The 17247-nt window shown below is 43.5% G+C and carries 11 protein-coding genes; 5 read left to right on the forward strand and 6 right to left on the reverse strand.

Going from position 1 to position 17247, the window contains the following annotated elements; genetic code table 11:
- Positions 1-237: 237 nt before the first annotated feature.
- The gene (locus F6J94_RS00005; protein ID WP_293035617.1) at positions 238-1146 is read left to right on the forward strand and encodes an Hsp70 family protein; all 909 of its coding nucleotides are present in this window, start codon (positions 238-240) and stop codon (positions 1144-1146) included.
- 3 nt (positions 1147-1149) lie between these two features.
- Positions 1150-2427, forward strand: a complete 1278-nt coding sequence (locus tag F6J94_RS00010; protein WP_293035620.1) for a hypothetical protein — start codon at positions 1150-1152, stop codon at positions 2425-2427.
- A 342-nt stretch (positions 2428-2769) separates the two neighbouring features.
- Here the strand turns inward: F6J94_RS00010 and recF are convergent, their stop codons facing one another.
- Complete coding sequence (gene recF, locus F6J94_RS00015; RefSeq protein WP_293035623.1) at positions 2770-3921, reverse strand: DNA replication/repair protein RecF; 1152 nt, start codon at positions 3919-3921, stop codon at positions 2770-2772.
- 39 nt (positions 3922-3960) lie between these two features.
- Here recF and F6J94_RS00020 point away from each other — a divergent pair, with 39 nt between their 5' ends.
- Both F6J94_RS00020 and F6J94_RS00025 read left to right on the forward strand, forming a co-directional pair.
- Entirely contained in the window at positions 3961-4218 is a 258-nt protein-coding gene (locus F6J94_RS00020) for a hypothetical protein (RefSeq protein ID WP_293035626.1), read from the forward strand.
- A gap of 63 nt (positions 4219-4281) precedes the next feature.
- The gene (locus F6J94_RS00025) at positions 4282-4776 is read left to right on the forward strand and encodes a hypothetical protein (RefSeq protein WP_293035628.1); all 495 of its coding nucleotides are present in this window, start codon (positions 4282-4284) and stop codon (positions 4774-4776) included.
- Here the strand turns inward: F6J94_RS00025 and F6J94_RS00030 are convergent.
- The 5 genes from F6J94_RS00030 to F6J94_RS00050 all read right to left on the reverse strand — a co-directional run bounded on the left by F6J94_RS00030 (position 4739) and on the right by F6J94_RS00050 (position 15804).
- Positions 4739-7657, reverse strand: a complete 2919-nt coding sequence (locus tag F6J94_RS00030) for a cation-translocating P-type ATPase (protein WP_293035631.1) — start codon at positions 7655-7657, stop codon at positions 4739-4741. The two genes, F6J94_RS00025 and F6J94_RS00030, sit on opposite strands and share 38 nt — an antisense overlap.
- A gap of 262 nt (positions 7658-7919) precedes the next feature.
- Entirely contained in the window at positions 7920-9692 is a 1773-nt protein-coding gene (locus F6J94_RS00035; RefSeq protein ID WP_293035634.1) for a ShlB/FhaC/HecB family hemolysin secretion/activation protein, read from the reverse strand.
- 481 nt (positions 9693-10173) lie between these two features.
- Positions 10174-10365, reverse strand: coding sequence for a hypothetical protein (locus tag F6J94_RS00040; RefSeq protein ID WP_293035637.1), 192 nt, complete (start codon positions 10363-10365; stop codon positions 10174-10176).
- A 1013-nt stretch (positions 10366-11378) separates the two neighbouring features.
- Positions 11379-12560 carry a DUF4912 domain-containing protein gene (locus F6J94_RS00045; RefSeq protein WP_293035640.1) on the reverse strand — a complete coding sequence of 394 codons (1182 nt, stop codon included), beginning with the start codon at positions 12558-12560 and terminating at the stop codon, positions 11379-11381.
- 856 nt (positions 12561-13416) lie between these two features.
- Positions 13417-15804: an IMS domain-containing protein gene (locus F6J94_RS00050; RefSeq protein ID WP_293035643.1), complete on the reverse strand. Its 2388-nt coding sequence runs from the start codon at positions 15802-15804 to the stop codon at positions 13417-13419.
- A gap of 405 nt (positions 15805-16209) precedes the next feature.
- Here F6J94_RS00050 and pdhA point away from each other — a divergent pair, with 405 nt between their 5' ends.
- Entirely contained in the window at positions 16210-17238 is a 1029-nt protein-coding gene (gene pdhA, locus F6J94_RS00055) for a pyruvate dehydrogenase (acetyl-transferring) E1 component subunit alpha (RefSeq protein WP_293035646.1), read from the forward strand.
- The last annotated feature ends 9 nt before the right edge of the window (positions 17239-17247 follow it).

Consider the following 17247-nt stretch of genomic DNA (forward strand, 5'->3'; position numbering starts at 1 on the left):
ATCGGGGTTGGTAGTGGAGCGGGATGGGTATTTAAAAGTTAACAACCGGATTTATGGCAGTGTTTTTGATCGCGATTGGGTTAAGCAAGAATTAGCGAGACTGCGTCCCTATTCTGAAGCCTTTACCTTGGTTCAACTTATATTGACCAGACGTTTAGAGACTATTTAGAAAGGAAACTATCATCTCATGCTATATGGGAATACTATGAAAAAGAACCTGTTGATTATTTAGAATCAATGGCAGAATGGGAACGTATAAAATGTGATTTCGACCCAGATGATATTAATAAAATTGTTTATTTTCCTATTCGACCTAAATTATACAAAATACTACTGAAAAGCTTTACCGATATTTTAGAAAAATTAGCTGATGAGCAAAATGGGGATGATGATTCTATCTCTCTTAACTCCCAAACCATGCTTGATATTTTTCGTCCAACTTTAGAAGGTGTGATCGAAAAGGTAGAAGAACAGTTTAAAAACCTTGAACTGGAAAATCGCCAATGTGATTTGATGTATTTAGTGGGAGGTTTTTCTCAGTCTCCTCTTCTACAAAAATGGATTAAACAGAAATTTGAGAAAAGAGTTAAAAATAAGATTATTATTCCTGCTAGACCAGGTGAGGCTGTGGTAAAAGGTGCTGTGTCGTTTGGGCTAGATCCTTCGATTATTCGTTCTCGTCGCTCTCGCTTGACTTACGGGTGTGATGTACATAGATCTTTTATCTCTGATAAAGATCCAAAAAATAAAAGATACTATCACGAATACAAGCAAGAGTATTATTGCCGAGACTGTTTTTGTATGTTTGTCCTGGCAGGAGAGAGTGTGGAGGTAGATGAGCCAGTAAGACACACTTTTTACCCCACTTATCCTGATCAAACAAAGGTAGCATTTAATTTTTATGCCACAACGAAGAACAACCCAGAAGATATTCGTTATATAGATCAACCTGGTTTTGTTACACTAGGCGAAATGGAGGTTGAAATGCCAGATAAAACAGGTGGTTTGGATCGTGAAATAGAAGTTACCATGTATTTTGGAAAAACAGAGATAAAAGTTTCAGCCAAAGATAAAACATCAGGAAACCAGTGCTCTACTACTCTTCGCTTTTTATCGACTTATTCCCCAGACTTAATAGGAGATTAAATCATGAATAATCAAGATCACAATCAAATAGAAAATCCTCAAGACTTTCAATCTCAAGGAGTTCAAATACCAAGAGATGATAATTATTTAGAAGGAATTCAAAAATGCTTTGATAAACTAATAGGGGTTGAAAAAGACTATAAAAATATACAAGAGATAAAAGATGACGTAAAAACAGTTATAAAAATAATAAAGATTTTTAACGATCAAAACTATTTATTAGGAGAAAAAGAAATCTCATCAATAAAAGGTATTTTCTCTAAAATAGTTCAAATTATTGAAGAATTTGAAGAATATATAAAAAAAGCACAAGCATCAAGTAAAGCTCAAGCTAGAGACAATATTTCTCAACAATTACAACAAGCTGTTCATGAAAACGCATCTCTTGAAAAGAGAATAACAAGCCTAACCAGCGAACGCGATACATTAAAAAATAAAGTAGATGATTTGGACAGTCAAGTGAAGAGACTTGAAGAAGATAGAGCAAAATTACTAAGTATAGCGGGTAAAAAATTGAGAGATAAGACTAAAACAGTCAATTTATCTAGTGAAAATCCTCGTAATGATGAAATTTTTCAACAATACAAAACACAAAAAAGTCAAACTTTTCATCCTGTAAGCAAGACTATTTTTAACTTTTTAGCCGAATTTGATTCATCGTTAAAAAATAATCGTAGACAAGAAGTATCAAAAATACAATCGATCCTCTCTCAAAAAATACTTTATGAAGGTTTGAAATTATTTAGGAGTGATAAAGATGAGGAAAAATTAACGCAAGTAACACAAAAAGTCATTCAAGCTTTATCAGATGTTGAAGGAGTAAATTTGACAGAGCAATCTGCTGATTCAAGTGCTAAAGTAAAAGAGCTTGTCAAAGAAATACTAAAATTGGTGCAAAATAAAGATGATACCAAGACTCCTTTAGACTCTGAAGGAAATATTAAACAAGAAGTTACTGATCAGGTACGAGAAGACATTTACTCTACATTGAAAAAAACGTTGAATCAGCAATCACCTGACTTTTCTAAAATTGATGAAGAAGTTGATAAATTAATCAAACAAGGTCTTAAGTTAGTACACAATATTACAATTGCCGATTCCCCTGGACGATTAGAAATATATGATCAAGGTACTCCCTTCGACAAAGAAAAACACGAAGATATTCTCGGAGAGGAAGAAGGAACCATAGAACTAACGATATTTCCAGCTTATCTTGTTGAAGATAGAGTATATGAAAGAGCATCAGTTATGGTAGCTCCAAAAACAGAGGAACAAAAGTAGGTTAATGAGCAAAATTAAGCTCTAGCGTTTATTTCATCTATGAGGTACACTGCTCAACCTCAAAGTCCCCCTTTTTAAGGGGGATTTAGGGGGATCCCTTTGTCGATCATGAGTCCTAGAAACGCTATACTATCCCTCTTTTGTCACTCTCTGGGAAGCCAATCTCCAGAAGCATTATCAGTCAATCAATACAAGCTATCCTATTAGAAAAACTTGGATACTGTATTTGTTGCTAGAAAAAAATCTGGCAACCCTTTGAACTACAAAATTTCTGGCGTTGCTGCAACGCTTAATAACAAAGTGTAAAAGCAGTTTTCCCGAGCAACCATCAACCATCAACCATCAAGCTTCCAACCTTTTAATCTGTCCTGCTTGCACTGAAAGAATCTGAGACGAATTCAGCCATTGGGAATCAAAAGCTCCCAAGTGAGTAGTAGTAATCAAAGTCTGAAACCGATCCTGAATAGCATCCAACAATAAATTTTGCCGATTCAGGTCTAGTTCAGCTAATACATCATCTAGTAACAACAGAGGTGGCTCTCCCACCACCTCTTCAATCAGCTTCAATTCAGCTAACTTAAGCGCTAATACCAACGTTCGCTGTTGACCCTGAGAACCATAGGACTTGGCTGGAGTCTGATTAATGGTAAACTGTACTTCATCCCGATGAGGACCGACTAGGGTTCTCCCTTGATGAAATTCAGGAATAGAGTACTGTTGGATTTTCTCTAGAAAAGCCTGCTTGACTAGATCGGGGTCATCTTTGGAAAGACTGACATTAGGGGCATAGGTAATATCCAATACCTCTGTCTTGCCACTAATACTAGCGTGCCATGCTTGTGCTAAAGGAGCTAACCGTTTTAGCATTCTCTCTCGACGGCGGGTGACTCGTGAGCCAGCAGTAGCCAGTTGGGCATCCCACAACCCTAGCTCGGCATTGTACTGGTTGGATACCGATGCATCAACTTCCCCTTCTTGTTGAAGTTTACGGATTTTTTTGAGCAAAGCATTGCGCTGTCGCAATACCTGGTTATATTGCTGCAAAATGTAGGCATAAATTGGTTCGAGCTGAGTCAGAATCGAATCGAGCCAGGCGCGACGCCGTTCTGGTGCTCCTCGCACCAGTTCCAAATCCAGGCTAGAAAACTGTACCGCATTGAGAATACCTAAAAAGTCCAACTGCCGACGTAAGGATTCTTGATTGAGAGCAACAGTACGTCGTCCTTGAGTGCGCAAGGTTAATCCTAGTTCTACTGAACCATAGGTTCGTTCTAGAGTAGCCCGAATCTCCGCAATGGGAGTAGTTTCTAAGACCAATTCGCGATCGCGTGCTGACCGATGACTCTTTAGGGTAGAGAGCAACTCTACTGCCTCTAGTAGATTCGATTTCCCCTGAGCATTATTACCCAGTAAAATTGTCTTGGGAGCATCGAAGTTAACCAGGCAATCCCTGTAGTTACGAAACTGTCGCAGGTGTAGGCTCTTAAGGTACATCCAATGAAGGTTACAGGTTGGGGGTTAGCAGGTTGAAGGTTGAACGCGAACGCGTGGCCAAAGGCCAAGGTTAGTAGGTTGAAGGTTAAGAGGTTGAAGGTTAAGAGGTTGAAGGTTAAGAGGTTGAAGGTTAAGAGGTTGAAGGTTAAGAGGTTGAACGCGAACGCGTGGCCAAAGGCCAAGGTTAAGAGGTTGAACGCGAACGCGTGGCCAAAGGCCAAGGTTAAGAGGTTAAAGGTTAAGAGGTTAAAGGTTAAGAGGTTGTTTGCCCAAGGCATCTCTTGTAGGGTTGGTTAGCTGGTTGAAAGTGAGCAGGTTCTAGGTTAGCAGGTTCTAGGTGAATAGGTTAACAGCCTTAAGATGAGAAGTCTGATATCAACTAAAAAAATCTCTAACCGTTTAATATTTCACTTTCAATCTGCAACCTTCAACCAGCAACCTTCAACCTCCCAACCTTGGCCTTTGGCCACGCGTTCGCGTTCAACCTCCCAACCTTGGCCTTTGGCCACGCGTTCGCGTTCAACCTTCAACCTTGGCCTTTGGCCACGCGTTCGCGTTCAACCTCCCAACCTTGGCCTTTGGCCACGCGTTCGCGTTCAACCTTCAACCTTGGCCTTTGGCCACGCGTTCGCGTTCAACCTTCAACCTTGGCCTTTGGCCACGCGTTCGCGTTCAACCTTCAACCTTGGCCTTTGGCCACGCGTTCGCGTTCAACCTTCAACCTCCCAACCTTCAACCTCCCAACCTTCAACCTCCCAACCTTGGCCTTTGGCCACGCGTTCGCGTTCAACCTTCAACCTCCCAACCTCCCAACCGACTAACCTTGAACTTTTCCCTTGCTATACCAACGAATAAATAATTTCTCCAGCTCAACCCAAACAAACAGTGACGTACTAAAGCCAAGACAGACAGCAAATTCCATCATAGTCAGAGGCTCAGTGCCAAAGAAGTCTTGCAAAAAGGGTACATAAACCAGTAGCAGCTGTAAGAGAGTAGTCACAGTAACTGCCAACAGCAAATAAGGGTTAGATAATGGGTTTAATTCCAGAGTAATGCGTTTGTTGGAGCGGACTGCGAGGGCGTGGCCCATTTGAGCAATACATAGGGTAGTAAATACCATTGTCTTCCAGTGAGGGAAGTATCCGTAGGCGATTGCCATTAAGGTAATGTTGAAAATGGCAAAAACAATACCAATGCGCACCATATAAGACCCCAACCCTCTGGCAAAAATACTTTCCCGAGGACTAAAAGGCGATCGCTTCATCACATCGGGTTCTGCTGGTTCCACAGCTAGGGCAAGAGCGGGTAAACCATCAGTGACTAGGTTCATCCAGAGAATTTGTAAGGGTGTGAGGGGAACATCTGGTAATCCCATGATCGGGGCTGCGGCAATAGTCAATACCTCACCGATGTTACTGCCCAGGATGTATCTAATAAAGCGGCGAATATTGTCATATACTGTCCGACCTTCTTCTGTGGCAGCAACAATGGTGGCAAAGTTGTCATCTAAAAGCACCATATCGCTGGCTTCTTTACTGACATCGGTTCCGGTAATTCCCATAGCAATACCAATGTCAGCTTGCTTGAGAGCGGGTGCATCATTCACTCCATCTCCCGTCATCGCAACAAATTTACCCCGACCCTGGAGTGCCTGAACGATTCTGAGTTTGTGTTCAGGAGCAACACGAGCATAAATGCTGACTTGGTCTACCTGTCCCTCTAGATCGAGTTGGGAGAGCTTTTGTAACTGCTGACCAGTCAGTACCTGATCAGTGTGATTGGCAATTCCCAAATCCTGGGCAATCGCTCTAGCGGTAAGTTTATGGTCTCCGGTAATCATAATCGGACGAATTCCAGCATTCCGGCACCGCTGAACTGCTTCTCGTACCTCTGGCCGTGGAGCATCCAACATTCCCACTAACCCCAACCACACCAACCCTTGCTCTAAGGTTTCATGGTCTGCTTCTGGAGCTGATAAGCTATCTAGGGATTTATAGGCAAAACCTAGGACTCGCAAACCAGCCCCTGCCATTTGGTTATTCTGTTCCAAAATCTGTTGCCGCTGGTCTTCTGTCAAGGGTTGACACCCTAGAGTTCCTCCTGCTAAGTCATCATTATGTACTGATGAAGTACAATGCTCTAACACCAATTCTGGAGACCCTTTGGTCAACATCATGTAACCGGTCAGTTGTGGGTTCTCGGTTGTTCGCGTAGCGTGGCCGAAAGGCCAAGGTTGTTCGCCTTTGGGGTTCGAGTAGGCTAGGTTAGCAGGTTCACAGTTATCTGGAGAACTATCCCACTGACAAATCACACTCATACGCTTGCGCTCAGAGGAAAAGGGAATTTCATCCACACGAGAATACTGTTGACTCAGGGGTTCCTTATCTACACCCCCTTTACCAGCCAGAGCAATTAATGCTCCTTCTGTGGGGTCTCCTAAAATCTTCCACTCCCCCTGTTCATACTGCAAGATGGCATCATTACACAGAGCACAAGCTAGAAGTAGGGGTTCGAGTTCAGGATACTGTTCTGTAGTAATGGGCTGATTGTCTAGGAGAAATTCCCCTACAGGTTCATAACCATTCCCAGTCACCTGAATACTAGTGTTGAGGGTATCCACCCGTTGCACAACCATTTTGTTTTGGGTCAGGGTACCAGTTTTATCAGAACAAATGGTAGTCACACTTCCTAAGGTTTCCACTGCTGGTAGTTTGCGAATTAGAGCATGACGGCGTACCATTCTCTGGGTTCCTAGGGCTAAGGTAACAGTCACCACCGCTGGCAAGCCTTCTGGAACTACAGCAACTGCCATACTTAAAGAAACTTCTACCAGTTGTTGGAACACACTCAAGTCCCAACCGCTTACGCCCAAGCCAATGATAATTACTAGTGCTACTAGCAACAGCGAACCGGTTACCAAGACTTTTCCCAGCTGAGACATGCGCTGTTGCAGAGGTGTCGGTTCACTTTCCACCCCTTGTAGCATCTGGGCAATTTTACCCAGTTCCGTATTCATCCCAGTACCAGTAACTAGGACTTTACCTCTGCCTTGGACAACTTCAGTTCCCTGAAAAACTAAATTAATGCGATCGCCTATGGGAGTATCTTCCGATAGCTCCACCTCTACGGTTTTATTGACAGCATTAGCTTCCCCAGTCAGTGCAGATTCTCTGACCTGCAAATTCGATGCCTTGATTAGCCTACCATCTGCTCCAACTTGTACCCCAGCTTCCAGCAACATGATGTCCCCTGGTACAAGCTGTTGACTATCTACCTCTAAGGTACGACCATCCCGCAGCACTCGTACCTTAGGGGATGCCATACTTTTCAGGGCTGCTAGGGCTTTTTCAGCACGGCTTTCTTGGAGATACCCGAGGATGCCATTGAGAATCACGATTGAGAGGATAGCAATCGTATCTTTGAAGGGGAATTCACTCGCCTTTTCTGAGGCTTGTTGCAGATTGATCAGATCTAAAATCCCGGAAACTATCGCTACTGCAATCAGCATCAGCAGCATGATGTCCTTGAATTGATCAAGGAACATTGCCCAGGAACTGCGCTTTGCTTTTTCCTCTAGCTCATTTAAGCCATAGTATTCCAACCGCTGTGATACCTGTTGAGAGGTCAAACCGGCTTGAGGGTCACAGCCGGATTCTGCTAGAGAATTTTCGACAGATTGGGTGTACCACGCTTTTAACGGGTCAGGCAATAAATTAGAATGGGTCAATGGATTCACCGGGAATGTTTGCTTTTAGATGATATTCATTCGATCATAAAAATTTCCTAGGGAGTTTGGAAACCAAGACTATAATCGAATCTAGCGCAGCAACATAGCACCCGATGTAGGAAGTGAACATCTGTTCTTCTATTCAAAGTCTGTATTCTAAAGATAGGCAGTTGGCGCTAATCCTAGTAATTTAGTCAGTATTTGATCAAGTTTTATTGACTGTTGACGCTCACGGTTGCCCATTCACCGTAATCGTCAGAGTTGAAATAGTTTAGTATTGATAGCGAACATTAAAGTAGAAGCCCTCATCCTGGGCATTGTTACTGCGATCATCCAAATCAACCAGAGGAATGCCATAGTCAAGTCGCAGATTAAGCCCTGTCACTGGCTGCACAATTAGCCCTAAGCCAATACCCGCTAAAAACCGTTGTGACGGTAACGTATTAGGATTGTCAGGGTTATTCCAGACATAACCCATGTCGAAAAACGGAATTAGTTGTAATGTGGGGTGATCGTCTACATCTCGATGTAAAGTGATACGGTCTTCAATAGAGAATCGTAATCCATTGTCCCCTGCTCTAATATTTTGACGGTAGCCCCTCAGGGATTGACCACCGCCAAGCAAAAATTGTTGGGGAGGCAATAGGCTATTGGGGGTAAGCTGAACCTCGGTTCCCATAATTAAGAAATTATCCTCTGAGAGAATCTGCAACCGCTGTACTTGGCCTAGCCAGCGAAAAAAGCGTCCATCAGGTATAGGATCGGGGTTGATAGTGGCATCAAACCAGCCAGTTCCCAGACTCAAAAGCGATCGCAAAAACCAAGTTCCCTCCAAATCCCGACGTAGATACTCTTGTTCAAACTTAATCACGCTCAGGGTAGTCGAGCCATCTTGATCTGGACCAAAGCCAAACCCAAGAGGCTCATCACCCAAAAAAGTCTGACCATCTCTATAACTGAACCCTAGAGACAGAGCAAATTCTTCCCGAGGTGTACGGTACAACGGCTGACGAAATCGAATTTCATACAGCTCAGATTCTCCCTCAATATCAAAAACATTGAATGGTGCTTGAGTCACCCGATTACGGTCGATCACTGTTCGCAGTTCTAAGGTACCATTGCGGGGATTGAGGGGAAAGCGATAGCCAAAATCAAAAATATTAGACCCGCCAGTGGTCGAACGACGATAAGTGAAGGAAATTTCATCCCCATTGCCAGTTAGGTTGAGATGGCGAACATTAAAGCTCATTCGTTCAGAACCAATACTAGGAGGTGAGTAGTTATCAACCCCTACACTTCCTTCAAACGGATTAGCTTCCACAACACGAACAATCAGAATGCTCTGTCCCACTTTTGTTCCTTTGCGCAGGCTGGCTTCTATGCTGTCCAACTTTGGGTCAAGCCGTAACAATCGTAATTGGTTTTCCAAATCAGTAGTATTGAATGGTGTTCCAGTCCCCAACTGGACACGGCTGCGGATATAGTTGGGATTGAGGCGGCGTGTTCCTTCAACTTCGATCTTTTCTATACCCCCTTCTATGACACGAATTGTAACAATGCCCTTGGTAATGTCAATTGTTTGATCGGCAAGAAGAATTGCTCTAGTGTTAATATAGCCCTGCTTGAGGTAAAAGGTGGTAATATCATCCGCGACTTCTCTTAGTTGTTCAATAGTCAGGGAGCGTCCTAGATAGGGTTGTATGATCTGCTGAAACTGCTCTGGTGAAAAGATGGTGCTGCCAATGACTTCGATTTTATCAACTTGAATGGTTTTAGAGTCAAAAGCAGTTAGTCTAGCAGGTGTATTGGGTTTAGTCTCTAGTAGAACTGGTCCTTCTGAATCTGATAGTATGGGCGCTAATAGTTCACCTATCTGATTTTGATAATTTCCATCAACCAATTTTACTGACTCCTGAGCAGTTTTATTCTCCTGCTGCTTAAGCAGAAGGTTACTTGCTCTTAGAGATCTATGATTGCTTGGCAAAGAAGTTAGGGTTACTGCTAGGGCATCATTACAACTGGTCCAGGCAATTATTAAATACAACGGTGTAAATTTATTTTTATTTGATATTAATTTCTTTAATAAATACTTTATAAGCACAATTTTAATTAACATCTGATGCCAAAGCAATCCGATCTTCGAGCGCATCGGGTTTTTTATTCTCCTTGGGTGGGGATATCTGGCTCTTCCGTACCTGTTATGCTAAACTGTTAGCTTTGATGAACTCAAATTACTATCATGTATAGCTTTAAGGTTTTGATAATTATTTTTTACTATAAAATTTTAGCTAAACCCACAACCTCCTTATTGTATCAACAGTTTAGATTGGGTTTGTGATAATTTAGCATACTCAAAACGGAAGAGCCGGATATCTAGGGATTTTGGGTGACAACGAATGGTCCAAACGTAAACGCCACTAAAAAGCCTAACCCTGATTAGTTCAAAAATTACAAAAAACTATCACCATCGTCTCTCGCAGTTATAGCTTATATCAAATTCGTTTAATTACCCATAATCAAAATCTCTACCCTGTCTGACCGTGTGGTGGGTTTTCCGGTGTCAGTCTAGCCCGTGGGTATTCATACCGAGTTGCATTCAAAGATAGTAGATTGGTTGGATAGGGAGATAGGGAGATAGGGAGATAGGGAGATAGGGAGATAGGGAGATGGGGAGATGGGGAAATTGGCGGAAGAGAAAGTTGTACGTTTGACCGCAACTTGGTATCAAGCAGACTTGAGATGAGTTGTTATTCTCTTCAAACCACTTGCGATCATAACCAATTAATCACACTTGAGGTGCGACCCGTGGCGAATTTAATAATTAGATGCGGAAAGCACACCTAACTAGTTTGAGCTTCGCGGCTTAAGAGGGATGGGAAAAGGCAAGTTTTGTCAAATTCTTGGCGTGACTAGAACCAGGGAACTGACTCCTATTTTCCCCAAATCCTTTCAGTCCACAACCCACACCCGGTCTAGTTTTTATCCTGCTTGTCACTCCCTCAGGTGCGACCCGTGGCGAATTTAATTCTTAATGGGTCAAGCGCACCTATTGACTCTTGGCAAAAAAATCCCCCGGCTAGTGTCGGGGGAACTCCTTAGAAGTATGAAGTGTGAATTCTCAGGTTATTATAGGTCAATGCTGCTTCTTGAACTATATACAAATAGTTAGTATCTAGCTATACTAACTATTAGATTATTGGTATCAAAAGCTACAACTGATCCTGGTAACTATAAAACTTTGAGATTATAGCATATTTATGTTTGACTTTATCGAACCCATAAATACAAGGAGATTCAGAACCGATACTTTTTAGCTACCAAAGTCTACCAAGAGAAACTTTAGCCCGCCAATGCAAGCTGATTGCTCAGCCAGGGGGTATCTCCCAAAGCACGAAGAAATATTCCTCGTGCGCCATCATAAAAGTGCGTCAACCAGATCCAATGTCACTACAAAACCCTTGGTTTTCGGGAAATTTATTTAATTGTGAGACAAGGTCATGGCACTAATTTCATAGTTAAAGTATAGCAAATTACTTGAGGTTTTGGCAAGCTTTGTGATACTTTTGCCTACTGTCTACTAACCTCATCAACCCTGAGTCGTTGAACTGCTAATGGTATCGTACCATAGAAGCTGACGCTTCGCTTCGGTAAAAGCTGGTTTGGCTGACCCCACCCAACTTATAAAGTATAGGTGTAAATTATGGGTGGGGACTGCACTCACAAATTTTCTTCAACTGAACACGATATCAGTATGGCATGATGGCTTCTCGCGGATTAACTTCATATGGATTGAGCGAGTTTCCTTGCCATCCACTGACACTGCCATGATTGGGTAGTCAATCACACCATCCTGGAAAGACATCTGGAAGCTGAAGGTACCGTCTGGGTTAATCTTAATCGGACGTCCATCAATAGTAAGGGAAGCACGAGGATCAGTGGTACCATGGATAATTAGCTCAGCATCTACGACTAAGGACAATTCCGGAGAACGAGCGGGGGGAGCAGAAGCATTGAAACCAGCTCCCGACATGTTTGGAGAAACCCACTTACCAATACCCGAAGGGAAAGCATTGGAACTTATTACTGACCTTGGTAGTTGCTGCATAGAACTATAAAGAGAACCAGCTACTCCCTCAGCTTCCACAGATTGAGTCATGCCAAAGATTTCCCCATAGATAGGTCGATCAGGAATTTCCGAGCTACTCCCATTAGCTGTCTGGCTAGGCGGCACAAGTTTTAGGACAGTCTTACCCTGTAGATTATCATCCCAGTTGACCGTGACGAATTGGTCTTCCATCCATTTAGAGGGATAGGCTGGGGGGGCATGGATAGGTGCTGAACGAGCCAGAACTAGCCATTGACCATCTTCACAGCGATAACCAATCTCAACTAAATAATCGCGATCGCTAACTGGCATGGGTAGATACCATTCTCGCGCTAGCTCATCACAGGGATATTCTTGGATACTATGGGGACTTTGATAATCCAGTTTGATTGCGGTAACATCATAGAGCCTTAGAGCGAGTTGTTGACCTCCATGAGAGCGCAGTTCTTGTTTATGTTCATAGGGAATATCCCAATAGGCATAAGACCAATGTGGATCACGAGGCATTAGGACAATCCGGCTTTCACCATAACCTTCTGGTAGCTCTGCTAATCCCTCATCAACAGAAACTAGAGTATCACTAGTCGGCTCTTCTTGAGCTAATTCAAACTTGGTTGATTCCACATTCGGTTGTGCCTCAATTATCGGCGATGGAGTGGTAGACCTTTTGTGACGTTCTATTGCTTGAATTTCCGCCAATAAGCGTGCTTTCCGCATTCTACTGTATCGAGATATACCATATTCACTCGCGACTCTACGTAATTGCCGTAGAGTCATTTCTTCTAGGGGAGTTCCTTCTTTTGCCATGATTTATGTTCTATACGTTGTTAGGTTGCCTGATAGATTACTGATGTCAATCTTGAGGTGCGACCCGTGATGGCGAGCAATCCCTTGACCGTAGGTCACGCTACGCGAACGCCATTACGGAAAGCGCACCTAATTAAAAAAAGTTTTGGTTGCTATGAAACTTACCATTAGGTCAGACCTGACTAAAGTTTTTATCCTTCTTGATTCCCAGACTTTAATGGAAATTGCCCGTCTACCCTTGCGACACTTCAGTTATTTTTTATACCAACAATATGCTCAAGTCAGCCATCGATAATTTGGTGAAATACTAACAAACCAACATTTTTATGGGATCCTCTGAACAACTATATATAACAAGGAATTTTTTGGTCAGGTCAAGGGGTAAATCAGGCGATTTTCGGTAAATTCACGCATTTACCAGAAAATATGGACTCAAAATGTCATGAAATTATCACATCACTCCTCAGGTGCGACCCGAACGCGCCCCGCGTCGGCTTTGCCGAAAGGCGCGACCCTAGGCCGGGTTCCCCGGCCTAGGAGGCGCGCACCAAAGCGCGAATTTAATTCTTAATAGGTCAAGCGCACCTAAGGACTCAGTCATCAATATTATCAACTTAGCTACCATAAATGATCTGTAGCCAAGAAGGATAAAACTCTGATCTACTTATCATTGAAATTCCTTATTAATCATTTATCTCTCAGGATTGATGATAAGCAACACTATATGACTACTTTCCTCAGCGGTGAGCGAAAAGTGGCAAGCCAAAGCTAATCGCATCATCAATCATCGACAGGAATAATCATTAGTTTTCCCTTTTCTTTTCGACAGGAATTAACTGGTCAGATATGTTTTTAGTTATCTTACCATCCAACCTTTAATTAACCACTGACCCCCTTGGCGTACTAACTCATACTTGACTCTTAAGTTGTCATTACTCGAAGCTGCCGGACTCAGAATACCATCTTGATATACCTTTGCTTCCTCCTTGACCGCAGCATCTATCACAGCTTGATTAGGATTCGATGTGTTAGTCTCAACTGAGTTAATTTTGACGCTGTGCTTGTAGAACCGGTAAGAGTTATTGTTTTTAGCCGCTTTAGCACTTTTGAGCCAGACAGACAGAGCTGGCTCAGCTAATATTTTATTAAGTTGCCCTACGTCATGTTTTTCTCCAAAGGCAAGTTTCTTAGTGTTTAGCCAGGTTTCGATGACTTGCTGAGCCGTTTCTTGATTTAGAGGACCACTTGGAGCGATCAGCTCACTGCCGCTCGGAGGAATCGGGACTGGAGGTTGGTCAAGCTGCACAAAAGCTTGTTCTCCCTCTAAGGGTGGTGTTGACAAACTTTTAAGAGCTTTATTGAGCAAAATCAGCAGGATGCCCAGTCCTAGCAAACCTAAAAGACTCAGGAAAATCAGACGTCTTAGTTTAGTCCCTGGTTTGAATCGCTCTGGTGAATGTTCAAGACGATCAGGGGATGAATGATTCAGACTGCTCCGCTGACTTGAGGAGTCTTTGACCAAAGAACCGCCTCTAGACCAACCACCTGAGGCAGTTGAATTTTGACTATCGAGGGTTTTGCCTGACTTGCCCCCACCCATAAAACTACCTAAGGATTGACGCCTACGACGCCGCCCATGACTCCGCAAGCCTGTGGTTTTTGACTCTAAGTCCTGATGAGTTTGTGCTTCTGAGCCATTTGATGAGTGGGACATCCCTTGAGCTGTAGGCAAAGTTGATACCCCATTAGTGGTGAAGCGATCGCTATTGACCCTGCTTTGACTAACACCGTTTGCCAACGCCCCACTTGGCCACCTTGACCCCACCGTTACTGGTTCTGCCGTTGTCTGTGAGCCTTGGCCATTGCTGAATCTCTCTTGCCCCAGGATGCTTTTAGAAGAGCCTACCGTTGCATAGCTGGTTGTTTGGGAAGGTACAACCGTCCACTGATTGCTAGTTTCCTCAGATGAATCTGGTAAATTTTCTAGATAGGCTTGTACTTGATCATCAGCAAAGTATTCCTTCAAAGAGACCTTTTGATTCGCCAAATCCCGGAAGTGGGGAAATACAGATTCTTGTAGCCAACGCTCTCCGTAGAGGCATAATCCTGGCAATAAGTCTGGGGAATTTTGAGAATGTTCCCGAATGAAAGCTAGAGGTTCGTATTCCTGGCTCAGTTCCAAGGCACGACTGGCTTCTTCCGTTTGGCCGAGAAGCAGAGCACACACCCCTTGTTCTAGGTGAACATCCTGCCGCTTACCCAAACGCATCAGCATTTTCTTGGCACGAGCAATCAAAGCTGGTTCTCTGTGAGCAAATCCCCTTGCTAGTAAGGCGTAAACAGCTAGGTATGTAGCAACTGCTGAAGGGCGTCGTGCTTCAGCTTCAAATAAGGTTTGCTGTTGGTTGGAGGTAAGATAGCCTCGCAACTGTTGGATAAAGCGGAGAAAGTCATCAATCCCTAAACCAGATTGGTCATTACCAGTGCCATCGATACCTCGACGCTCCTGTAACATTTCTTGGAGCAACCGCAAGCCTTTGCGCCGCTCAATGGCTTTTTCTTCTGGCAGGGCTAATAATTCTAAAATGCGATAAGGGCGAAGTTTATAGAGGTCTGCCTGGATTTCCCCTCGAACACTCGGAAATAAGCCTTCTTGTAGAAGTAATTGTTGTCCAGTTTCTAGGGACATAGCTGCGTTTTCATACTCCGCTTGCTGCCATTGCTCTCGACCTAGCTCTAAGCAGGCAATAGCTAAGGTCAAAACCACGTCGGGTTGAACAAGTTGGGGATCCCCCAATTTCCCCTGACTTAATCCAACGCTGTCACCTTTTTCCAGTAACGGTTGCGCCAGTTTTAGAACCAGTTCGTATTCCCCAAGTTCTTGAAGAATCAGTAAGCTTCCGAGTAATTGGTCGTTATCAATTTCAATCGTAGGAGTGTGAGCTTCGACGGTTTCACCTGTTACTGTTTGATTAGTACCAGGAGCACCCGCCACTGATGGGTGTTGCTCTTGGAGTTGATAAGCTTTGGCAATCAAGCCAGCATCGTACTCCTCTCTTGTTTCGGGGTCACTCAAAACCCCGTAGGCTTTTTCAAGGAGTGTTTTACGAGAGGCTATTGCTGCTTCCGAATATTCTCGGCGCGGTAGTTGTAAGGTACGATCACGATAGGCTTGGCTGAGCTGTTGGGCTGTAGCCTGAATCGGCAATCCTAATATGCGGTAGTAATCGAGCGGAATGCGCACGGTTCACTTCCCCAGCTTTTCGAGCAACTGAATGAGTTGATGATAGCCCATATCGTACTCCCTAAACTGGCTATAGCTATTCATCTGTCATTGTCAAAGACACAGTATCGCAGCTAACCGGTTTTGTCGAGTCCCTAAACACTATTAATTCTAGCAACTAGGGTGGATCATCTCCTTTAATTAACTTTAATTAAACTAAAGAGTATTGGTTGTCAAGCAGTAGTGTGATTTTAACTCAAGTCAACTTGACCTAACTATTCCCTCCAGGCTTGACCTAGAAGATAAATCCTGGAAGATAAACCCTGTAGGCTTGAGTCAAACTTTATGATAGCTTTGCTTAAATTGGGTAAACAAGTAGTTTGGCGAAATGCCAGTATAGTGTTGGGACAAGTATAGGACAAATTAATGGCTCAGGAAAGAACTTTACCTAAAGTAGAGGATTATAGCCCCATTACCAGCGCAGAAGGATTACTACTTTACGAGGATATGGTGCTCGGGCGCTTTTTTGAGGACAAATGTGCTGAAATGTACTATCGGGGCAAAATGTTTGGTTTTGTCCACCTCTACAACGGTCAAGAGGCAGTGTCAACAGGAGTCATCAAGGCGTTGCGTAATGGTGAAGACTTTGTTAGTAGCACCTATCGTGACCACGTCCATGCCTTAAGTGCAGGAGTGCCAGCACGGGAAGTGATGGCAGAGTTATTTGGCAAAGCAACAGGCTGCAGCAAGGGACGCGGTGGTTCAATGCATATGTTCTCACAAGAACATAATCTCCTGGGAGGTTATGCCTTTGTAGCTGAGGGAATTCCTGTTGCCACCGGTAGTGCTTTCCAAAGTAAATACCGTCGCGAAGCCTTGGGGGATGAGAGTGCTGATCAAGTCACCGTTTGCTTTTTTGGTGATGGAGCTTGCAATAATGGTCAGTTCTTTGAATGTTTGAATATGGCAGCCCTTTGGAAACTGCCCGTTATCTATGTGGTGGAAAACAACAAGTGGGCAATTGGGATGGCTCATGAACGGGCAACATCCCAGCCAGAAATTTATAAAAAAGCCAGTGTATTCGGGATGGCTGGAGTAGAAGTCGATGGCATGGATGTAATGGCTGTCAGAACTGTTGCCCAAGAAGCGATCGCTCGGGCACGTGCAGGAGAAGGACCAACCCTAATTGAAGCCCTGACCTACCGCTTCCGAGGTCACTCTCTGGCTGATCCCGATGAACTCCGCTCCAAAGAAGAGAAGGAATTCTGGTTAACTCGCGATCCCATTAAAAAGATGGCAAGTTACCTGACAGAAAATAATCTAGCTACTGCCGAAGAACTCAAAGCCATTGAGAGCAAAATCCAGGACGTCATTAATGATGCAGTTGAGTTTGCCCAAGCCAGTCCTGAACCTGACCCTAGCGAACTACATCGCTATGTTTTTGCTGAGGATTAGTTAACTGAA

It is taken from the genome of Moorena sp. SIO1F2 (assembly GCF_010672755.1).
Classification (GTDB): Bacteria; Cyanobacteriota; Cyanobacteriia; order Cyanobacteriales; family Coleofasciculaceae; genus Moorena.